A 21962-nucleotide genomic window follows, 5' to 3' on the forward strand; every position below is an offset into this window, starting at 1 on the left:
AACAAGAACGGTCATTTCACTATGAAGCAGGAATTAACCATCACAACAGAAAAACTCCGGAACTTTTCCGGAGAAATTGCTATTGTGACCTGCTGTATGGATGATTGGGGTGGAAGTGAAGAACTGTGGGCCCGCAGCCTGCCCTACCTTATCGAAGAAGGAAATACGATTACCGTATACAAGGAAAATATCAATCCGGGACATCCCGAATATGTGAAGCTGACAGCCCTCGGCGTTAAGCTTCAGAATATTGAACCAACACTGCATTCACTACCAATACGTGTCGGAAAAAAAATATCGCGAAAAATTTTGCCCTCGGCATTTAAATATAATGCCGATTCCAGTCAGGAAGTGTTTTATAACAAGCTGAAAGAGAACAAGCCCAGGCTGGTGATTATTAACCAGGGAATAAATTTCGATGGTGTTCATTTCGCAAAAGTCTGTATCGACCTTGGTATAAGATACGTTATGGTTGCTCAGAAAGCAGTGGATTTTTACTGGCCTTATTTTAAAGAGCGCGCGCTGGTCATCGATGCATACCGGCATGCAGTACAATCGATTTTTGTGAGCAGGCATAATTTGCGTCTGACTGAAGAGCAACTGGGTATGCGTCTGAAAAATGCTGCTGTTGTTTTTAATCCTGTAAAATTTTCAAGATCGATAATACCTTATCCTTCAATTGAAAAAGGATTTAAACTGGCTTGCGTAGGCCGGTATTTTATCCTGGACAAAGGCCAGGATATTCTTATCCGGATTTTTTCAGGAGAACGCTGGCGCAACCGGCCAGTGACAATAAGTTTTATAGGGGCAGGAAATGATAAACAAAGTCTTATTGAACTTGCACAGTTATTGAATGTAACAAATGTTCATTTCCTGGATTATTCAACAAACATGGAAAATGTGTGGAAGGAACATCATGCACTTGTACTTCCTTCCAGGAGTGAAGGGATGCCGCTGGTGATGTTAGAGGCTATGTCAGCGGGCAGAATGGTAGTTGTATCTAATGCCGGCGGTAATACAGAAATAGTTGAAGAAGGCGTTAATGGTTTTATTGGAGCGCCTTATGAAGATAGTTTTGAAAAAGCTTTAGAAGATGCCTGGACTCGCCGAGAAGAGTGGAAGCGGCTGGGAGAAAATGCTTCATCTTTTATAAAAGAAAGAGTGCCTGCATGTCCGGAACTTGAATTTGCAAATCATTTAAAAAGGACTATACATGGATAAATTTCCATTGGTTAGTGTGATCATTCCGACGTACAACCGGATACGAAAGGTTGGGAATGCGATTGAAAGTGCCCTGAAGCAGACCTATCCAAACATCGAAATAATTGTTGTTGACGATGGATCTGAAGATGGTACTCCTGCCCTGATGAAAAAATTTCCGGGAGTTCAATATATAATCCAGGAGCATGCAGGGCAGGCGGCCGCAAGAAACAATGGATTGAGAAGAGCGAAAGGAACTTACATCGCTTCATTGGATTCCGATGATACCTGGAACCCAACGTTTATTGAAAACTGTGTTGAATGTATCGAGAATAATAATCTTGATTTTGTCTTTACCAACTGGCAACATGATGATGGTAACGGGGAGTATGTTGATCCGTTCAGTACATACAAATTTTTCAAACCTTATCTTGTCGACAGAGACCAGCCATGGAACATACTCGATGACGAGGAATTGAGATCGCTTTATATAAGCGGATGTCCTTCTCCTTCATCTTCGTTGCTGATTCGTCGCACTTCGATAGTTTCCGAATGGAACGCGAATCTGAAAATTGCTGACGACTGGTGCGTGCTGCTGGATATCATCTTCGCCAAAAAATGTCGCGCAGCATATTCTAAAAAGAAACTCTGGGTTAAAAACCAGGATGGAACAAATATTCATGATGGTCGTCATGAAAATGAATTACTGCAACACCTTTATGTACATGATATGGAGATTATGTACAACCGCCATAAAAAAGGTTTGAAGAAAAGTGAAATCCAGGTATATAAGGAGTCTGTAACCTATTACCTGACAATGTATGCATTGCAAAGGCTTACCATCTACAAAGATCCTAAAACCTTTGTGGCGCCGATGCGTAAGGCGTTTATGACAAATCCAAAACAGGTTGTCTCCCTGTTATGGTGGGAATTTAAAACAAGAAGTCAGAAGAAACTGGCCCGTCTAATACAGCCATCGTCTACACCTTCGGTAAAGCCTGACCCGACAAAGAATGCAAGCAGTATTTCCTGATTTGTAACATCATTCTAAAAAAATGAATATCCGATCAGCATTAAGAGCAGGTGAATGGTGGGAGTATAAACTTGTTCCCATTCTCACTGTGGGTTATATGACTGCGTTGAAAGCAGGAAATAATCTGCTGCCCACCTCGCTCTGGATCGTGTTCGTTTTTTTCTCACTGATCGTTGGCGCCAGTTACGTAAGCCTGATAAATGATATTACCGACATCGAAGAGGATCGTGCGGCTGGAAAAAAGAACAGAATGGCCGCAATGAAACCGGCAGTCCGACTTGTATTCCCGGCAATGATGGTCCTCAGCGGAGTGGGGTTTGGATATTTTTATTCAGCTCATTTACTTTCCGTGTTATTATATCTCGCTTCATGGATCGTATTCAGTTGCTATTCCATTCCTCCGGTAAGATTGAAAACCCGCGGCATCTGGGGTGTGTTTGCCGATGGAACTGCATCTCAATTTTTTCCAAGCCTGTTAATGGTATCTTTTATCAGTTTTAAAACCGGGCAGCCTGTTAACTTCATGTGGTTTTGTGCGGTGGGTGGCTGGTCTTTCGCATTGGGATTACGCGGAATTCTGTGGCACCAGTTTCACGATCTTCAGAATGATAAAAAAATCGGAATAAACACATTTGCTGTCAGAACAAACGAGTCTACTATTCGCTTGCTTGGTCGCCTCCTGATCATGATCGAACTAGTGAGCTTATTTCTTATGCTCTATTACTTCAATGCAATGTTACCTCTCATCGCTCTTGCATTGTACCTGATTAATATCGCCGTTACGTACAGACTCAGAAGAATAACCCAGGTGATTATAAAACCATCAGGGTTTGAAGAATACAGGATTTTTATGTCAGAATTCTATATTGTTTTCCTCCCGCTTTCAGTTTTGATTGATGCGGGAATACAATATCCTGGGAACTGGATTATACTGGCCATCCATCTGATTTTATTTCCGGCGAATCTGTACAAAACCATTGCAAATGGAATTGGTATTATTCAGTCGGTGTTGATCAAACTAAAACCAGGAAGAAATTGATTGCAGACTTTTTACCTGCAACAGGAGCTGCAGAGAAATAATTATAAAAACTGTCATTCGTTATACTGCAGAATATCTGTTAAAGATGATATGGCTGCAGAAAAAATATACAACCCATGCCCAAAAAGGAATTTCCATATAATGATAAGTATGCTTCTGTTTATGACAGCATATGGATCACCAATGATTTTATTGGTGGAGAGGTACAGCACAACGTAAACAAGGTTGGAGAAATTCTGACAAAAGATATGAAGTGGCTGGACTGCGGTTGCGGTACCGGGTACCTCTTAAGTAAATTCCCGGGCTACCAGCGTGCCGGTTTTGATCTCACACCCGCCATGCTGAACCAGGCTGGACAGGTTAATAAAGACCTGCTATTTCTCAGGCAAAAAAATATCCTGGAGGATGAACCGGAATGGCATAATCAATGGGATCTGATTACATGTACCGGGCAGCCCTGGAGTTACCTCGATACCATCCATGATATTGAAAAAGTAGCTGGTCACCTGGCCGCATACACGAAAAAAGGCGGCACCTGTATGATTGCCATCATTGATATCGCTGATTATATTAAGGCACCCAATTATCATTCATTTCATTACTATCATGATATTCCGGTCAATGTTCCGGTGATCACGAGTATTATATGGGACCTCAAAGAAGAGGATGCCTATCACCAGGCAATCATATTCCCCAGCGCAGATCAGTGGATAAGATGGATGGGAAAGTATTTCAAAAAGATTGAAGTCTCATATTATGCATTACCCTCTCCGCCGATTTATGTTCCAAGGAAGGTTTTGATTTGTACAGAAAAAAGGGAGCCTGGTGATGATACTCCGGTGGAAGTACATAACCCGCCGTTTGTTTTAACCGATGATAAAAAAATTCGTTATCTCACAAAAAGTGAAATCGAAAAACGGTTTACTTTTCCCGGGATAAATCCGAGAGTAATTGATCTGCCACTCTCCTATTTCCTGGAACGAATGAAACCCTGGCAGGTTTCCTTCTGGAAAAGAATCGTCAAAAAGTTAATAGGGAAATAAAAGCACAGCTTATTTTTTCTTCCGGGTAGTGACGTAAAGCTTCTGTGCCTTCAGTACCAGCTCAGCAAATTCTCTTTGAGAAGGATTGGTATGATCACTGTAATCACGCGCCATCACTACCAATTGATCCCAGGTAACATTTTTCACGAATTCTGAAGATCTCAGCATTTGCCCGAACAGTGCCACTGTTGCAGCAAACCTGATCTTGTGCTCTGATTCTGCAAACTCGAGGAAGTTGAACGGACTGCGGTACTTGAAAAAACTGATCGATTTATTTCCGGGTAAGCGGTACCGTATTTCCACATCAGCGATATGGTCCTTCATAATTCCACTCACTACGCCTTTTACATTTTCTACAGTCGGAACCACCTCAAATATGGCGATCATCGAATGTCCCGATCCTACTTCACCACCTTCAAGATTACTGGTGCTATCCGTAAGTGCACTAAGTTTATTATCGAACCCGATGAGCCTGTAACTTGACACCAGCGAGGGATTGAAATTGACATTCATGTAAACATCATCCGCCACTGTGTACAACGTTTGTGTGAGTTCTTTGACCAACACTTTTTCGGCTTCCATTTCATTATCGAGATAAGCGAAATTTCCATTGCCGGTTTTTGCAAGAATCTCAATTTTTGAATCCTTATAATTTCCCATACCTACACCGAGACAGGTAAGGTAAACGCCGCTTTGTTTTTGTTTTGTGATCAGTGCTTCGAGATCTTTTTCGGAAAACTGGCCGACATTAAAATCGCCATCTGTTGCCAGTATCACGCGGTTGTTTCCTCCCTTAATGAATTTATTTCTGGCGAGCGCATATGCCTGCAATATCCCCGCTTCACCAGGAGTATTTCCTCCCGGCTCCAATTGTTCGATGGCATCATTGATCACTTTCTTGTTGTCGCCACCTGTTGGCTGAAGCATTACACCGGTAACACTTCCATATACAACGATAGAAATAGTATCTATCGCACGGAGATTATCAACCAGTTTACGAAATGCAGTTTTCAATAATGGCAACCGGTTGGGCATATCCATCGAACCAGAAACATCCACAAGAAAAACCAGATTGCTCGGAGGTATCGCGTCGAGGTTTATTTTTTTTGTATTGACAAAAAGATAAAAAAGCTGGTTGTTCGGATTCCAGGGACATGAAGTAAGATTTGAACTCACACGAAAAACGGAATCCTTTCCCGGAGCATTAAAATTCAGCGAGAAATAATTCAGCATCTCTTCTATGCGCACAGCATCAGGAGGTACTTCGCTGTTGAGATTTACAAAACGACGCACATTGCTGTACGATGCTCGATCGACATTCAATACCAGGCCTGTCTGCGGAAACTGCTGTGTGTTAATAAATTCATTTTCCACCAGCATATTATAAGTTTCACCGCCAACAAATCGCGGGAGTAACTCTGTTCTTAATTGCTTGTTGCGCGTAATGGACAAGCGTGTATGTTTATACAGGCTCGCTGTAAAAGGCAACATCTTCAATTCAATCTCCAGGTATTTTGATGCATCAACCGGAACAGTGAAAGGCTCATAGCCATCCAGTTGAAAAGTGAGCGTGTCTTTCTGCACAGAACTCAATATTCCAAAAGCACCGCCAACACCACTGTTATATGGAAGACGTGTGGAATGAACTATTATCCGTGCGTTCTGAAGAGGGTTCTTTTTATTATCCTTCACTTCTCCACGAATATAATATTGCGCATGCACCAGGGTACAGCATAGCAGTAATGCGCATATCATTCCAACAGATTTCAAGCCAGTCTTATATTGAAATGATTGTAAAAAATAAATTCATATGGTTTCGAAATTGATGCACAAGGTTCATTCTCTCACTTCGCTATCCTATCTAAACGTTTTGGCTGGCGAGTACAGACTAATAACGTTCTAATCTGCTTCTAACTGATATATCCCGTTGATATTTCTTCCATATCCATCATAATCAAGGCCGTAGCCTACAACAAACCGATCCGGAATCGTAAATCCAAGGTAATCAATCGGAATGGGGTATACAGTACATTCTTTTTTATGCAGTAGAGCACAGATTTTCAGTGATCGCGGTTGCTGGTGTTCCAACTGGGGCAAAAACTGGCTAAGGGTCCTGCCGGTATCAATTATATCCTCAATTATAACGACATCTCTGTCATACACTTCAGCATCCAGACCTATGGATGTAATTACTTCACCGGTTGACTTTGTGCCCTTGTATGAAACCAGTTTGATAAAGCAGATTTCAGCAGGAATACTCAGTGCCCTGAAAATATCGGCCGCAAAAATGAATGAACCGTTCAGTATGGCTAGAAACAACGGTTTTCTGCCAGCATAATCTTTACTCAATTCATCCGCAAGCTTCCTGACTTCTGCTGTTATCTGTTCAGCCGTTATATATGGTTTGAATTTCTTATCATGAACCTGTATGGTGTCCATTCATCGGCTTTTATATATCAATAATTCCTGCCCCACTCTTAAATCCACCGAATCTAATTTATTCCAATCCCTGATTTGTTCCTGACTTACCTGGTATTTTTTCGACAGGCTGTACAAAGTTTCCTTTGAACTGACCGTATGACGGTAGTAACTCTCTTCGACAGTAATCATTGGTTTGGTATTGTTCGCAGCTACTGATTCCTTTATGTTAGCCTGGCCAGCAGAGGCAAGTCTTGGTCTTGCAGGTGCTTCATATTTGAGATACAACTTTTCACCTGCCGCAGGTATCATCTGAGCTTCGAGGAAATTGTATGAAAGAAGACTCTCGAGCCTGATACCTTCGGACTGACTGATATCAGCCAATGTTTCACCAGCGCGGCAGATATGGAATTCGTTAAATCCATGCTTTCTTTTTCTTTGCAGATATACCAGCTGTGATTTATCAAGCACTTCGGTATTTTGATCGAGTTCGTTGAATTCATACAACCATTTCAATTTTACACGATAATTATCTGCAATTGCCAGTAACGAACTTCCGGCCGATGCAAAAATCACACGTGTATCATTGATCCTGAATTCACCTTCGGGATAATTCTGTGGCTGTAGTTCAGGAACTGTACTCGCAGCGCTGTTAACTGTTTCAATGGCATTACCAGCAGAATTAGTCACCACCTGTCCAGAACCTGTAGTTACCGGAACTATTTTTCTATCAGGATAAACTCCTGCGAGAAATTCTGTTGCGGGTTTCTTTTTTCCAATCGCGATGAGTGTGTAGTCATCCAGATGATAGAGTTCTATGTATTTGATCAGTATTTGCGGATACTTCGGGTTAGTTGCGTATCCTGCTTTTTTCAAACCCTTCGCCCAGCCACTATAATCTTCAGGATCCAGTTGAAAGAGAAAAGCGTAACGTGGTTGTGACTTCAGGTAATCAGAATGATCTTTCCATGACTGGTATGCTTCAGGATATTTTCTGAAACATTCGCCTGCTTCATCATCATCATGATACACTTTTTCGCCGGTCCACCAGCTTTTGCATTTGATACCAAAGTGATTATTTGATCTTCTTACCAGGTCACTCTGACCAGCCTCTGTTTCAAGTATTCCCTGCGCGAGTTTAATAGCAGCAGGTACTCCTGTTCGCTGCATTTCGGCTATGGCAAGATCAGCGTAAGTTTTTACGTATTCAACAACCACCGGATTCAGGTTGTCCTGCGCCTGTGATCTGAATACACCCGAAGAAAGTGCCAGCAAAAAGAGAAATGATTTCAGTTTCAACATCCTTAAAACTTATCTTTTTTATAGATCAGTGTTAACCCATCCCTAACGGTTATCATCACCTGTTCTACCCTGTTATCTGACGCTACATGACGGTTAAAATCGTGTATCGCCTTTGCATTCTTTCCTTTCAGATTTTCCTCAAGTACCGTCCCATGGAAAAGAACATTATCGGCTATAATCCATCCCCCGGGCCTGAGTTTTTGCATTACCAGTTCGTAATACAAGACGTAATTTATTTTATCAGCATCTATAAATGCAAGGTCCCAGGTTTCATTTAACGTTTCAATAATTTTTTCGGCCTCTCCCTCATGCACAATCATTTGATTTCCAAAGCACGAGCGATCAAAAAAAGAACGGGCCAACCGGGCGTCATCAGGTCTTTTTTCTATCGTATGGAGTATTCCACTATGCTTTAACCCTTTGGCCAGGCAAATGGCACTATATCCTGTAAAAGTGCCAATCTCGAGAATACGCTCCGGTTGTATCATCCGGCTTAGCTGAGTCAGTAACTGCCCCTGCAAATGACCGCTGAGCATATGAGGCTCAGCATGTTCTCTCAAAGTATACTCAGCAATTTCGGAAAGCAATGCATCATCTTTGGTGGTATAGTCTGCTGCATATGCTTCGACCCTGGCCGGAATTATTTCCAAGCGATCTAATTTCTGCAAAATTACTTTGAATTCCTGAAAAGATTCGCAGTAAACAACAGATATCCAGTCGTTTAATGAATGAATTTTAAAAGTTCGGCGCCAGCGACCTTGTTCTGTAATACTCAAGCATATGATGTACGACTTCGTCGGGCGTATCTGCTATCTGAAAAAGATCAAGATCTTCCTTTTTGATATTCTCTTCCGTCAGCATCGTATTTTTCATCCACTCCATCAAACCCTGCCAGTAGGATCGACCTACCATAACCATTGGCATCTGTTTAAATTTTTCCGTTTGAATGAGTGTGGCGACTTCGAACAATTCGTCCATGGTACCAAAACCACCGGGCATCATCACAAACCCTTGTGAGTATTTTGTAAACATGACTTTTCTTACGAAAAAGTATTGAAACGACAGAAGCTTATCGCGATCTATAAATTCGTTGTTTGACTGTTCAAAGGGAAGATTGATATTCAGCCCTACGCTTTTGCCTCCTGCGAGCATAGCTCCCTTGTTTGCTGCTTCCATAATACCGGGCCCTCCTCCAGTGATAATGCCAAACCCCTCCATCGCAAGCCTGCGGGATATTTCAACAGTGAGTTCGTAATAAAGAGAGCCGGGTTGTGTACGGGCAGATCCGAAAATTGAAATGCAGGGACCGATCTTGGCAAGGGCATCAAATCCATCTACAAATTCGGCCATAATTTTAAAGATCTGCCAGCTACTGTACGCCATACTTTCCTTCCAGTGGCGTTCCTTGAGGATGTTGATATTTCCATTCATACCGATAGGATTGAAAAATGATAATTCATATGGGCAGGAATACAAAGCCACTGCATCGGCAGTGGCCCTGGCTTCAACTATAAAACGATGGGAACAGGAGTTTTAGTTTGTGTTTTTTGCTGATGGTGAGGATATCAGCCAAAGACCGGCAAAGGTTAACAATCCATTGATGATCAGGAGCTCTATTCCTATGCGATAACCGCCGAACCAGTCGGCGGCATTGCGACTGAGGATATAACAAAGTACAGGTGCCACGAGGCAGATCAGCGTCACCCTGATGGAGTCGTTTAGTCTCCGTTTTGTAAGAATGCCAAAGGTAAAAAGACCCAGTAGCGGCCCGTAGGTATACCCTGCCAAATCAAGCACAATATTGATGATTGATTTGTTATTGATCCATTTAAAGATCAGGATGCAAAGCATGAATATAACGGTAAAGCTCAGGTGTACGATCATGCGTGTACGTTTCCTCTGCTGCTCTGTTATTTGCTGATTTCTTTTCAGGCCAAGTATATCAATACAGAACGACGATGTTAATGCAGTGAGTGCCCCATCAGCGCTGGGAAATAAGGCCGATATCAACCCGATGATAAAAATGATCCCGATCGCCTGCGGCATTTCAAACATTGCTGCAGATGGAAACAGATCGTCGCCGATAATATTTTTTCCATTAGCCAGAAATGTTGTTCCCTCATATTGCGCATTGCGCGATAGCATAAAAAGATACAGGAGTCCGCCAAGTACTAAGAAAAGCAGTGTGACAATAACCATCACCACAGTAAAACTTTTGATGTTTTTCTGTGAGTTCTTTAAAGTGTTTACGCTGATATTTTTCTGCATCATCTCCTGGTCAAGACCGGTCATTGCAATTGCAATAAAAGCGCCACCGATAATACTTTTCAGAAAAAATGTGCGGCTGTTCACATCGGTATCAAAAATGCGTGTGTAACCCTTATCGCTCATGAGCTGCATTGCTTCTCCAAAACCAAGGTTCAGGTTATTGAGGATATAAACGATACAAACAACCAGGCCCAATAACATGAATGTTGTCTGCAGGGTATCAGTATATACAATAGTTTTTACCCCGCCTTCAAAAGTATAAAGAAGGATCATCAGTAATATCACAAATGCAGTAACAGTAAACGGTACTCCCAGTCTGTCCAGGATAAAAATCTGCAGAACATTAATCACGAGGTACAATCTTGCTGTGGCGCCAACTGTTCTCGAGATCAGAAAAAACAATGCACCTGTTTTATAAGAGAAGGTGCCAAAGCGATGTTCAAGATAATTGTAGATAGAGGTCAGGTTCATTTTATAGTACAAAGGAATCAGTACATACGCAATGACTGCATAACCGAACAGATAACCGATTACTACCTGGAAATACGAGAATGCCTTGAATGTGCCACCCGTAAAATCGCCCACAGTTCCCGGCACGGAAACAAATGTTACACCGGATAACGAAGTACCGATCATACCAAAAGAAACCAGTACCCAGTTGGAACTTTTATTACCTATGAAAAAGGAATCATTGGTAGCATTTCGTGAAGTAAACCATGCTACACCAAGTAGCAACAGAAAGTAACCGATTACAAAACTAAAGAGCAGTGTTGCAGACATTGAGGTTATGGATTTGGCCGGAAGATAAGGAAAAACGAAATGCGAGTAAGTAGTGGGTAAGCAGGAGTTTATAGTTCATAGGAACAGCCGGCTGTTCTTTGCAGCCGACAAACTGAAAGTTAACCAGGTACGACTTTTTTTAAAAAAACGGATCCGTTGTCCATATCATGAAACGGACTAAAGATTGTTTATTTCGCTATTTATCAACAAAATCTGAATTTCAAAACTATGAACCATGAACTATAAACTGGCTGTTCCAAACTATGAACTATGAACTATGAACTATGAACTTTCTTTAACACTATATTTGATCAGCCACAACCCAAATGAACGGAACCAACATCGCCAACACCATTGCTGTTTTCTGCGGATCAAAACCAGGAGAAAATCCTGCTTTCGAAACGGATGCAATTGCATTAGGAACAGCGCTCGCTGAAAATGGTTACAGGATCATTTATGGTGGCGGCAACAAAGGATTGATGGGTGCTGTTGCCAATGCCGCACTTGGCAGCGGCGGATATATTACCGGTGTTATTCCTGAAGTGCTGGTAAAGTGGGAAAGACAACACGATACACTGTCAGAACTGATTGTAACGGAAAACATGCATCACAGGAAACAAACGATGTATGAAAGATGTGAAGCCGCTGTTGTTTTACCCGGAGGATTTGGAACACTGGATGAACTTTTTGAAATGCTTACCTGGAATCAGTTGCAGATTCATGATAAGAGAATTTTGTTATTAAATACAGCAGGTTTTTATTTCCACCTGATGGAGCATCTGCGAAATATGCAGGAAATGGGGTTTCTATATGAAGAAACGACCAAGAGTATCAGTCTTTGCAATACTGTCGGGGAAGTGCTGGATCGACTCCAACTCAAAAGGTAAATCCCATGGAGAAAAACGGGTTTCTTCCATACGGTGAAGCTGGATTCTCACTCTGTATCAAATCATATTGAAGCATTAACAGAATCGCACCACGCCCTGCGGGTATAGCAGCACCTACCCCTGCCAGTAACGTTGGCCTGAATTTAGGATCAAGTTTATATTCAAACGCAGGATTGTAAAATTTCTCTTTCCCCCAGATATAATTTATTTCCGGCTGTAGTTGTAAAAAAGCAAATTGGATGGGGTATACCCTTCCGAAAATGTTCAGACCAGTAGAACCATATTCATAGCGATAGTCTTTATTACCGTAAATATCGTAATAGAGAAAGTTGGAATAAATAAAGTTGACTCCGGCACCTGCTGCGAACCAATTATTGAATCTGTAACCCACCTGGGGTGAAACATTGACAAAAGTAGAGTTGCCGAAACTGATACCAAAATATCCACCGAAGAACAATTTCGATTTATCAAATCCCTTGGTTGTTTCACCTTCATCCTGGCCAAATGCCGTGAGATTGAATAGGCTGATCACCAATATTAAAAAAAAGTAAGTCCTGGTTTTCATGTTTTCGTTTGTTGGTTACAGTTTAAAGAAACAAGCTATAACCCGTTGAGCGATTTTTCTACCTTGCAAAAGTAGGACAAAGACTCTGACGAATATCACCATTATAATCGCTGTAGTTACCGCTGTACATCAGTGCAAACTCGGTTGCTCCACGAAGGTTGGTTGCATTTTTCAGGGAAGATGTGTTGGCATCGAAACTGAACATGAACCGTAGGTTCTTCCATTGATAACCGATCATGGGAATAAAGGCATCACCCGAACGATAGTAGACACCTCCAATAAGTTGCTGTTCTCCGTCGCCGGTGAGGTTATAGTTTGCATGCATACCAAGTGTAAGTTCAGAAGCTCTTGCCTGTGTTGTATAATAGGCTGCGGGGCTGATGATCCATTGTTCGTTTAATTTCAAAACAGCATCAGCAAAAAGAATATACCTCGGAGCTATGCGATTGTCAAAGCCTGGCGTTTCATTGAAAAATGTTTCTTTGGGCCTGTTGACATGATGCGCAGAAAATCCCCCATGAACGTAAATATCATCAGTAGGAAACCATGCGTAGTTTAAACCCACCTGCACATCGAGATAGTTAATTGCTGTATTGGCGAATATTTCCCCGCTCGGCGCGCTCACATCAAAGAATTTACCATTCCACTGATTATCGAAAGTAAATTTTGTAAGATCGATTCGTTTGTTTGCCCATCCGATATTAAAACCTGCAGATAACAATCCTGTGTTCTCAATCATCTGGTGATAAGCAGCGGAGCCATATACTTTTGTTGAAATAAGGTTGCCTGAGCCTGCTACATCACGAAGAATAACACCACCAAGTCCGATCCAACCGGTTTCGAAACGATCCCTGAAAACCTGCGCGTCTCCAAAAATGCTGAAAGTTTTAAATGGTACGGGTATACTTGTCCATTGTGTGCGGTATTGTGCTCCTACACGATAGTCAGCATCGGGGATAAACCCTGTATTGGCAGGGTTTGTAGTCAATGGAGAATTAAAAAATTGGGAGAAATGAAGATCCTGTGCTTTTAAACCGTTACCCAGGGTAAGTAAAACCAGTATCAATGCCAGTGGAAATGTAATTCTTCCGGCATTTACCAGTTGATTATATGTTTTGCAAATCGGGATCACTGTTGTCATTTTCATTTAATTTGATAGCAACATCTCAACAGTTGGTTTAAAGCAAGAATATCTAACAAAGATCAGAACTATCTGATCAACGTAATATCACCTTTTTTTGTAGCCCGCGTTCCGTCACTAAATTGAACATCCAGCTGGTAGGCATACGCATCCATCGGTTGCAAAGCTCCTTTGAATCTTCCATCCCATCCAGTAGCCTGGTCTGCAGTCTGGAAAACCAGCTGACCCCAGCGGTTATATATCCTGAACGTCAATTTCGCAATACCAAATCCACGCACAAACACTTTATCATTAACTCCATCTCCATTGGGTGTAAAGGCATTCGGCACATCGAGCAACGGAATTACTTTCGCGTCGACCGGGAGACATACCGTATCCGCACAACCGAAATCATTGATTGCAATCAGACAGGTATTAAACGTTCCGGAAACATTAAACTGATGCACAGGATTTACCAGTTCAGAAGTTCCGCCATCTCCAAAGTTCCAGAAGTATTTAACAGCGCCTGTTGACTGATTGTTGAAAGTCGTCGGTGTATTTTCTACAGGAGGATTTGGTACAAATGTAAAGGCGGCTACCGGGCCCGGTCGAACAGTAATTGTCTGAATGGTCGTATCGGTCAGATTACAGGTCGCCGGATCATTTGCGATCAGCCTTACCGTGTAAGTTCCAGGTGAACTGTACAATACCGGCGGAGGAGTCGCTCCTGTAAAGGTTACCCCATTTCCGAAATCCCAGATAAATTCCTGGCCTGCTTCAGATACATTGGTAAAGGTTGCGTTGTAAGGAACACATCCACCCGGAGGTGTTTCGAATGCGGCTTTTACATTTGCTGCGAGCCTGATCGTTCTTGTTATTGAATCCGGTGCATTACAATAATTAGTATCCACCAGGATCAGCTTCACATTATAAGTTCCCTGTGATGCATACGTATGATTTACATTTCCAGGGCCTGCAACAACACGCGGAGTGTTATCTCCAAAATCCCAAATAAATGAAGCCGACTGGAAGGGCTTACCCGCAGGAGAGGTTGACAAATTTGAAAATTGATAAGCCAGACTCGCACATGGTGGCAATTTCACAGCATTCAGATCAAGTGTGGCTTTATCATCGCGCACTTTGATATTGATGTAAGAAGTATCATGTGTGATACATTTTGTAAGATCGATTGCGATCAGCCTTACACGGTAATTACCTGAAGCAGTGAATATGTGATTAACATCAGGCGTCTGCGAAGTTACTTCCGGTGAGCCATCACCAAAGTTCCAGATATAAGATTTGCCAAGGCCTAAAGTATCCGTAAAATCAACAGAAAGTGGTAAACACCCGCTCGTATCATTCGGCACACCTCCGATGGAAGATCTCGCACCGGCACGAACACCATCATAATCAAACAGGAGCCTGAAAGCAGCAAGGTTACATTCACCACCGCTTCCTGTGTTCAATGCACCATTCACCGGGGCAACTACGCCTGGTGTGATAGGGAATGGAATGGTTATCGGTGATGAAGGACAGGCATTGTTGCCACCGCAGTTCGCGCAGATGGCAGAATAAATTGCGCCGCTGGCATCGAAACGACTGGTACCACCATCAACGTGATCACCTTCTCCACCACTCTGCCCGAAAAACGAACCATACAACTGGCTGGTTGCATTCTTCTCCATCACGAAAAAGTAGAAGTCACGGTTATCCGTAGTTGTTTTAATCGCGTCGGGGGTAACACGCATCCCCGCGGTACCCGAGGTTTTCGTATCGAAACAGCTGGTACCTGAGCATGGATTTAATCTCCCACCCCATCCGGAAACATACACGTTTTCGCACCTGTCCACGAGAAATGCCACCGGTGAAATATTTGGAATCGATCCGGCAGTACCATAAGTTGTTGAGTACACGTATGTGGAAAGATTTGGCTGAAGTTTTGAAATGAATTGTTTCGCGTTTGCATCAACATACGTAGCGTTCAGTACCTGCCAGCTGCCAAGTGTAATTCCCATTACATAAGGAAACCCGAGTCGGTCAAACTGAATTCCATAAATGAAATCCAATGAAGCTGTGCCAAGATATGTGGTCTGCACTATCGAAGAACCATTGTTATTAAATGCAACGATATAACCATCAATATCTCCGCTACCCCCATTGAAATTCGGTTGGATACTTCCTGCCTTGTTACCGGGTAAATTACTACTGGACGTCGCCCCGGCCATGTACACATTATTGTTAACCGGGTTCAGAGCAAGCACAAAGCCCGCATCATTCTCACTTCCTCCGAAATAAGTACTAAACAAAAGATTATTCAGCGTGGGCGATAATTTCAGAAGTACCGCATCCTGCTTTCCTCCGATAGCTGTCTGAGACGCATTTACCAAAGGGAAATTGGTGGACTGGGTACTGGCTGCCACATAAATATTTCCTGCATCATCCAATATTACTTCACTACGGGCATTGTCTCCGTAATTATATAAAAGAGAATTACAGGAAGGGCTGATTGCAGCATCAATATTAGCACCATCGACACCGCTTCCTCCGATTTTAACTGAACCGATCAACGCTGTACCTGTAGCATTGAATTTCGTAACTATGATATCTGTTCCGCCGAGCTGTCCGTAGTTTGAACCAACCGTTGGATAATTAACTGATGTAGTACGACCCAATACCACGAGATTGCCTTGCGCATCTGAGATGAGACTATGCGGAAAATCTTCTCCGTCACCACCAAGATATGTTGAGTACATCCTTGAATTTCCACTCGGAGCAAAGCGCGTGATACCAATATCTACTCCAGCATTTCCACTACCACCACCAAATGTCTGTTGAAAAGCACCGGGTGTTATCGGGTAGCCCTGACCGAATACAATACCACCTGAGAACAGACTTCCATCAGGCCCGGGAGTTGCCGTATATCCCCAATTCCCAACAGTACTGCCCGTAAAAGTAGAGAAGATAAGCGTCGGATCGATTATAAGTCTTGCACGCTTATCGTAACTTTTAATTTTAAATTTAACCTGGTCACCTGTTACCTCAAATTTGCAATCAACTGCAATTTTCTGACCGCCCACGATCTGGTAAGAATATGGCGACATTTCTTTCGCATCCCCGACAGATGTTTTAATAACCAGCTGATCATTTTTTATTGAAAGCTGATCTGCTCCCGTATATTTCATCACCACGCGACTTACATCAGCACCAGGTTCAACAATTAAGTCATATTTCAGCTTCCCGCTTTCGGAATAATACCTGACATCAATACCGGGATAAATATTTTTATAAACAACTGCTTTAAAACTTCTGACATTGTTTTTCCATCTTTTCGGATCGTTGCCGAGAAAATAATTATTGCCCGAGCTTAAAACAGTTTCGGGTTCTGGAGTCAATACCTCCTGCGCGCCCAAAAACTCCACCATATAATGATGAGAGCGCATCGTCAATGGCTCTTTGCCTGGTGGATGAATACTTTTTGTTTGTGAAGACTGATTTGAAGAGCCTGTTCCATCATGATCATGACCTCCATGAATTTTTTCCAGGATGCGTTTATACTCTGCAGGATTGTTCATTAAAACCGAAAACCCTTTTGATTTCAGAAAGAAAGCACCTGAACCAATATCTGTTTTGAACTGAAACTGATCCCCCCACTGCCCTTTGTTTTCTGTGAATTCTAACGCATAAAACGACTGTGCCGACAAACCCGAGTATGTAAGCAGGGTGAATATTATAAGAAGGATTTTCTGGTATCCGGACTTAGGACTCATCGTGTTGTAAATAAAAATACGGTGAAAAACCTATAAAAGTTGTTAATTAAAAGCTAGGCAATCCTGCTCCATGGCGTCTTATTCTTTCCTCTTTGCAGATGATCAAGGAGTTGTCTGAACTCATTATCCGGGTTCTTCACATCCATTGCAATAATTTTTTCTGCAATAGATTTTGCTTTTTCAAGAATAAGTTTATCGGTCATGATATCAGCCAGTTTAAACTGCAGCGCCCCACTCTGCCTTGTTCCTTCTATATCACCAGGACCCCGGATTTCCAGGTCCTTTTCGGCGATTTTAAATCCGTCATTAGTGGCACATAACACTGATAATCTTTCCCTTGCTTCTGCCGACACCTTATTTCCTGTTAATAAAATGCAGTAACTCTTGTCTGACCCCCTACCTACCCTGCCCCGCAACTGGTGCAACTGACTTAATCCGAATTTCTCCGCGCTTTCTATTACCATTACTGTCGCATTTGGAACATTCACTCCAACTTCAATTACAGTTGTCGATACCATAATTTGTGTATCTCCGGAAACAAAACGTTGCATATTGCTTTCCTTAAGATCTGCCGGCATACGTCCATGCACCATGCTGATATAAAATTTTGGCTCCGGAAACCAGGCTTTAATATTCTCATACCCTCTCATGAGATTTTCATAATACATTTTCTCACTTTCCTCGATCAAAGGAAATATCACATAAGCCTGCCGACCCTGTTCAATTTGATTCCTGATAAAATTCATCACCTGCGGCCGGCTATCTTCTAAACGATGCGTGGTAAGAATTGGCTGCCTGCCCGGTGGTAATTCATCAATAACACTGGTATCGAGATCACCAAAAGCAGTCATGGCTAATGTACGTGGAATCGGAGTAGCGGTCATCACCAGAATATGCGGGGCATTCTCACCTTTTTCTCTAAGTTTGGCTCTTTGCTCAACTCCAAAACGATGCTGTTCATCGATGATCGCAAGGCCGAGCTGCTTAAATTGAACAGCCGACTCAATCAAAGCATGTGTGCCAATCAGGATCTGCACCTCTCCTGATTCTACCTGGGCAAGTAATTTTTTTCTCGAAGCAGTTTTTGTTGATCCGGTCAGGATTGCTACTGACACCGGCAGATCTTTCAGCAACCCGCTGATTCCCTCATAGTGCTGCCGTGCAAGTATTTCTGTTGGCGCCATTAAACAACATTGATAGCCGTTATCAATCGCCAGCAACATGCTCATCAATGCTACCATTGTTTTTCCGCTTCCAACATCACCCTGCAAAAGCCTGTTCATCTGGTGCCCGGAACCGGCATCTTTTCTGATCTCTTTTAATACCCGCTTTTGAGCATTGGTCAGCTGGAAAGGAAGATGATCATTATAAAAACGATTGAACAAATCTCCGACTTTTCCGAAAATTATGCCTTTCGAGTAACGGTGCCTGTTAGATCGTAACATACCGAGCCTGATCTGGCTGATCAACAGCTCTTCAAATTTCAAGCGATAAACTGCTCTGTCGCGCAGTATAACTGAAGATGGAAAATGTATATTCCGATATGCGTCAAAACGTGTCAGCAAATTTTCCCTGTGCATCAATGAACCCGGAAGATTCTCAATAAGATCATTTTCAGAAATCATTGAAAAAAGGTTCGCAGTGATATTCCCAAGATTTCTTCCGGTAATTCCCCTGGCCTTTAACTTTTCCGTTACAGGATACACTGGCTCCAGGAAGTTCCTGGTATTTTTTTCTTCAGCCTGCCATCGCTCTATTTCAGGATGTGTGAGCTGAGGCAGGCCCAGGTAAAAACCGACTTTGCCAAAAACCAGATACTCGTTTCCGATAGTGAGATTTTTCTGTATCCAATTGATGCCCTGAAACCAGGTAAGCGTAAGTTCACCACTGGCATCTTTTATTATTCCGGTAATTCTCTTTGACCTCCCATCGCCTGCCAGCACGAGGTTCATTAATTTACCTTTAACCTGGATATAATCTGATTCGGAAGTGATTTCCCGAACCAGATTTATCCTTGTTTTATCTACATACCGGTAAGGAAAATGATTCAACAGATCATGAAAGGAGAAGATGTTGAGTTCCTTCTTCAACAGATCCGCTCGGAACGGGCCCACACCCTTCAGGTATTCAATCGGATTCGAAAGTATGTTTGGCAGAAATGAGATATCAGAAATTTCGTGCAAAAATACTTAAATCCGTTTCGCAGTATCGACCAAAATACTTTGCAAAAAACTGATTTTCCCTGCGATTTTTGACTACAGATTCAGGAAAAATCACTATTGCTTGACAATCTTCCGCACTACCGGCTCTGCCCTTTCCATTTTAATTACCACTGTGTACACCCCGGAAGAAAGCGCCTCTATATCAAAAGTCTGGCTGAGTACTCTTGTATTTTTCAGCAGAATGGCTGACAAAACGGGTTTTCCTTCCAACCCGTAGAATGTGACCTCCATTCGTCCGTCGATATCTGTATCGATGGTCACGGTAACTTTTTCTTCAACAGGATTCGGATACAATCCAACTTTGGGTATTACCCTCCTGGAAGTACTGTTGAGTACAACAACCACTACATTTTTCTGAGAAGTACCGCCACGGTTATCGGTGACCGTGAGTCTGAAATGGTAATTTCCGGGAATGAGATCCGTAACAATAGTTTTTAGTTTATCCGGGCTGAGAATCAGAGGATCTCTTGGTCCGCTGATGTACTGCCAGCTAGCAAGTTTAATGCTTCCGTCAGGATCCTTTGATGCTGATGCATCAAGTTCTGTATTCTGTACCGGTAGCCGGACAAAAAATGAATCTTTTATGGTGATCAACGGTGTTTGATTGGGGCCGCCGTTGTCAATAACAGTCACTGTTACCTGGTCAGTTGATGATGATCCTCGGTTATCTGTTACAGTGAGTTGAAAAACATATGTTCCCTGCTCTAATTTGGTAAGCGAAAGCTGATCACTATTTGCTCCTGCCATCAATCCATCTACCGGTCCGCTTATTTTCACCCAACTCCATACACTGATGGTTCCATCAGGATCTTTAGAATTTTTTCCATTCAGCACCACACTATTTACCGGAAGAATTATTGTTTTATCAGCACCAGCATCAGCAACCGGAGGTTGATTGGATGCGCTTAATGGCGGATCAACCTTTATCTGCACATCGTCTGTAGCAGCACCGCCACTATTATCAGTTGCTGTTAACCGGAAAATGTAAATTCCCTGTTGCAGTCCAGTAACATTCGTTACCGCATTTCCCGGTGTTTGAATCACAACTCCCGTAACCGGACCCGACACTCTTGTCCAATTATAGCCTGTAACAGTTCCGTCTGTGTCAGAAGCATAGCCTCTTAATGTTACTGTGTTCAGCGGCAGCCTGATTGTTTGATTCTGGCCTGCATTCACCACAGGCAATTTGTTTGCAGGCACCGGAGCTGCATCAGATACGGTAACAGAAACCTCGTCGTAGCCTGTATCACCATCATTATCGGTTACGGTCAACCGAAAAACATAAGTACCTTTTTGTAATGCAGTTATGCCAGTTTCTGCCAGGGCAGCATTTGTTATGATTCCACCTGCAGGACCGGATATTTTTGTCCATTTGTAGGAAACGATGTTTCCATCAGAATCAGCGCCGGTACCTTTTAATGTTGCCGTAGTTTGCGGAAGTTTGATCTGTATATTGTTTCCCGCATTTGCAGTTGGCGCAACATTTGTTTGCGCATTGCCGGCAGCATAAGCGATTCCTCCTTCGAGATGAGAAAGAAAAGTTACATCTGAAAATGATTCATCCGTATGACCCAACCCCGTATACCAGGCCCTTCCCCCATCAAAATCATGGTACCATGCAATCGGATGATTTGCGCCCATTGTTCCGCCAGAATAGGATGATTCGTCAACCGTCAGCAAAGGCGTAACCGGACTTTGAAAGCTGCCAAAGTTATACCACTCATCTGTTTTGATCCATGGAGAAGGAATTCCGCCGTTACCCGGCCTTCCTGTACCTGCAATATTTACTCTGGCTTGTTGTATATCAGGATGCCCATTAAACCATGCACCGACAAGCCGCCCATACCATGGCCAGTTATATTCAGTATCAGTTGCTGCATGTATACCAACAAATCCGCCTCCTGACTGTATAAATTTTTCGAATGCAGCCTGCTGCGCATCGTTAAGTATATCTCCCGTAGTACTCATAAAAATCACCAGGGAAAAAGCAGAAAGATTTGCTGTAGTAAAGTCTGCTGCATCTTCTGAGGTTTCTACAGAAAAACCACGACCTGCACCGATCTTTTTAATAGCATCAATTCCATAGTCAATGGAACTATGGCGATAGCCAGCTGTTTTCGAGAAAACGAGGATCTTTTTTTGTGCATAGCCGGTGAATGATCCGGCGAGCAGCAAACAAAACAGTATTGACTTAACAGTAGTTGGGTAGCGTTTTTTCATTCGGATAAGAAATTAATGTTCCATCGGTATTGATTCGTAATCATTTCCGGGAGCATTTTCCTATCCGGAATATGCGGTTAGTTGAATAGCGGATTACA

Annotated in this window: 16 protein-coding genes; 5 read left to right on the forward strand and 11 right to left on the reverse strand. The window is 42.6% G+C overall.

Annotated features, from left to right (window positions below; translation table 11 throughout):
• Nucleotides 1–21: 21 nt before the first annotated feature.
• The 4 genes from P2W82_RS10730 to P2W82_RS10745 all read left to right on the forward strand — a co-directional run bounded on the left by P2W82_RS10730 (nucleotide 22) and on the right by P2W82_RS10745 (nucleotide 4315).
• Complete coding sequence (locus P2W82_RS10730; protein WP_336515878.1) at nucleotides 22–1221, forward strand: glycosyltransferase family 4 protein; 1200 nt, start codon at nucleotides 22–24, stop codon at nucleotides 1219–1221.
• Nucleotides 1214–2233: a glycosyltransferase family 2 protein gene (locus P2W82_RS10735; RefSeq protein WP_336515879.1), complete on the forward strand. Its 1020-nt coding sequence runs from the start codon at nucleotides 1214–1216 to the stop codon at nucleotides 2231–2233. Before P2W82_RS10730 ends, P2W82_RS10735 begins: the two co-directional genes overlap by 8 nt.
• A 22-nt stretch (nucleotides 2234–2255) precedes the next feature.
• Nucleotides 2256–3272, forward strand: a complete 1017-nt coding sequence (locus P2W82_RS10740) for a UbiA family prenyltransferase (protein WP_336515880.1) — start codon at nucleotides 2256–2258, stop codon at nucleotides 3270–3272.
• Between the two features lie 116 nt (nucleotides 3273–3388).
• The gene (locus P2W82_RS10745; RefSeq protein WP_336515881.1) at nucleotides 3389–4315 is read left to right on the forward strand and encodes a class I SAM-dependent methyltransferase; all 927 of its coding nucleotides are present in this window, start codon (nucleotides 3389–3391) and stop codon (nucleotides 4313–4315) included.
• Between the two features lie 9 nt (nucleotides 4316–4324).
• Here P2W82_RS10745 and P2W82_RS10750 read toward each other — a convergent pair whose 3' ends face one another.
• The 6 genes from P2W82_RS10750 to P2W82_RS10775 form a co-directional block, all read right to left on the reverse strand.
• A complete protein-coding gene (locus P2W82_RS10750) occupies nucleotides 4325–6070 on the reverse strand; it encodes a vWA domain-containing protein (RefSeq protein ID WP_336515882.1) in 1746 nt (581 codons plus the stop codon).
• 144 nt (nucleotides 6071–6214) lie between these two features.
• On the reverse strand, nucleotides 6215–6754 hold the full coding sequence (gene hpt, locus P2W82_RS10755; protein WP_336515883.1) for a hypoxanthine phosphoribosyltransferase: 540 nt from the start codon (nucleotides 6752–6754) through the stop codon (nucleotides 6215–6217).
• Nucleotides 6755–8035 (reverse strand): glucosaminidase domain-containing protein, encoded by a 1281-nt coding sequence (locus tag P2W82_RS10760; protein ID WP_336515884.1) that lies wholly within the window; start codon nucleotides 8033–8035, stop codon nucleotides 6755–6757.
• Between the two features lie 2 nt (nucleotides 8036–8037).
• Nucleotides 8038–8685 carry an O-methyltransferase gene (locus P2W82_RS10765; protein WP_336515885.1) on the reverse strand — a complete coding sequence of 216 codons (648 nt, stop codon included), beginning with the start codon at nucleotides 8683–8685 and terminating at the stop codon, nucleotides 8038–8040.
• Between the two features lie 85 nt (nucleotides 8686–8770).
• Nucleotides 8771–9466 (reverse strand): LOG family protein, encoded by a 696-nt coding sequence (locus P2W82_RS10770; RefSeq protein WP_336515886.1) that lies wholly within the window; start codon nucleotides 9464–9466, stop codon nucleotides 8771–8773.
• A 102-nt stretch (nucleotides 9467–9568) separates the two neighbouring features.
• Nucleotides 9569–11083, reverse strand: coding sequence for a sodium:solute symporter (locus P2W82_RS10775; protein ID WP_336515887.1), 1515 nt, complete (start codon nucleotides 11081–11083; stop codon nucleotides 9569–9571).
• A gap of 326 nt (nucleotides 11084–11409) precedes the next feature.
• Between P2W82_RS10775 and P2W82_RS10780 the strand changes: the two genes are divergently transcribed.
• Complete coding sequence (locus P2W82_RS10780) at nucleotides 11410–11970, forward strand: LOG family protein (protein WP_336515888.1); 561 nt, start codon at nucleotides 11410–11412, stop codon at nucleotides 11968–11970.
• On the opposite strand, the gene P2W82_RS10785 is transcribed toward P2W82_RS10780, so the two are convergent.
• From P2W82_RS10785 to P2W82_RS10805, 5 genes are all read right to left on the reverse strand, one after another.
• Nucleotides 11960–12535 carry a hypothetical protein gene (locus P2W82_RS10785; RefSeq protein ID WP_336515889.1) on the reverse strand — a complete coding sequence of 192 codons (576 nt, stop codon included), beginning with the start codon at nucleotides 12533–12535 and terminating at the stop codon, nucleotides 11960–11962. The two genes, P2W82_RS10780 and P2W82_RS10785, sit on opposite strands and share 11 nt — an antisense overlap.
• Nucleotides 12536–12593: 58 nt before the next feature.
• A complete protein-coding gene (locus tag P2W82_RS10790) occupies nucleotides 12594–13676 on the reverse strand; it encodes a PorP/SprF family type IX secretion system membrane protein (RefSeq protein ID WP_336515890.1) in 1083 nt (360 codons plus the stop codon).
• A 68-nt stretch (nucleotides 13677–13744) separates the two neighbouring features.
• Nucleotides 13745–17422 carry a T9SS type B sorting domain-containing protein gene (locus P2W82_RS10795; RefSeq protein ID WP_336515891.1) on the reverse strand — a complete coding sequence of 1226 codons (3678 nt, stop codon included), beginning with the start codon at nucleotides 17420–17422 and terminating at the stop codon, nucleotides 13745–13747.
• A gap of 53 nt (nucleotides 17423–17475) precedes the next feature.
• Nucleotides 17476–19605: an ATP-dependent DNA helicase RecG gene (gene recG / locus P2W82_RS10800; RefSeq protein ID WP_336515892.1), complete on the reverse strand. Its 2130-nt coding sequence runs from the start codon at nucleotides 19603–19605 to the stop codon at nucleotides 17476–17478.
• A gap of 93 nt (nucleotides 19606–19698) precedes the next feature.
• Nucleotides 19699–21864, reverse strand: a complete 2166-nt coding sequence (locus tag P2W82_RS10805; RefSeq protein WP_336515893.1) for a PKD domain-containing protein — start codon at nucleotides 21862–21864, stop codon at nucleotides 19699–19701.
• Nucleotides 21865–21962: the final 98 nt, after the last annotated feature.

It is taken from the genome of Pollutibacter soli, from assembly GCA_029269725.1.
GTDB lineage: Bacteria > Bacteroidota > Bacteroidia > Chitinophagales > Chitinophagaceae > Pollutibacter > Pollutibacter soli.

Coding starts and splice junctions, on each gene's coding strand:
- P2W82_RS10730 (WP_336515878.1), top strand. CDS start 22: ATGAAGCAGGAATTAACCATCACAACAGAAAAACTCCGGAACTTTTCC.
- P2W82_RS10735 (WP_336515879.1), top strand. CDS start 1,214: ATGGATAAATTTCCATTGGTTAGTGTGATCATTCCGACGTACAACCGG.
- P2W82_RS10740 (WP_336515880.1), top strand. CDS start 2,256: ATGAATATCCGATCAGCATTAAGAGCAGGTGAATGGTGGGAGTATAAA.
- P2W82_RS10745 (WP_336515881.1), top strand. CDS start 3,389: ATGCCCAAAAAGGAATTTCCATATAATGATAAGTATGCTTCTGTTTAT.
- P2W82_RS10750 (WP_336515882.1), bottom strand. CDS start 6,070: ATGATATGCGCATTACTGCTATGCTGTACCCTGGTGCATGCGCAATAT.
- hpt (WP_336515883.1), bottom strand. CDS start 6,754: ATGGACACCATACAGGTTCATGATAAGAAATTCAAACCATATATAACG.
- P2W82_RS10760 (WP_336515884.1), bottom strand. CDS start 8,035: ATGTTGAAACTGAAATCATTTCTCTTTTTGCTGGCACTTTCTTCGGGT.
- P2W82_RS10770 (WP_336515886.1), bottom strand. CDS start 9,466: ATGAATGGAAATATCAACATCCTCAAGGAACGCCACTGGAAGGAAAGT.
- P2W82_RS10775 (WP_336515887.1), bottom strand. CDS start 11,083: ATGTCTGCAACACTGCTCTTTAGTTTTGTAATCGGTTACTTTCTGTTG.
- P2W82_RS10780 (WP_336515888.1), top strand. CDS start 11,410: ATGAACGGAACCAACATCGCCAACACCATTGCTGTTTTCTGCGGATCA.
- P2W82_RS10785 (WP_336515889.1), bottom strand. CDS start 12,535: ATGAAAACCAGGACTTACTTTTTTTTAATATTGGTGATCAGCCTATTC.
- P2W82_RS10790 (WP_336515890.1), bottom strand. CDS start 13,676: ATGACAACAGTGATCCCGATTTGCAAAACATATAATCAACTGGTAAAT.
- P2W82_RS10795 (WP_336515891.1), bottom strand. CDS start 17,422: ATGAGTCCTAAGTCCGGATACCAGAAAATCCTTCTTATAATATTCACC.
- P2W82_RS10805 (WP_336515893.1), bottom strand. CDS start 21,864: ATGAAAAAACGCTACCCAACTACTGTTAAGTCAATACTGTTTTGTTTG.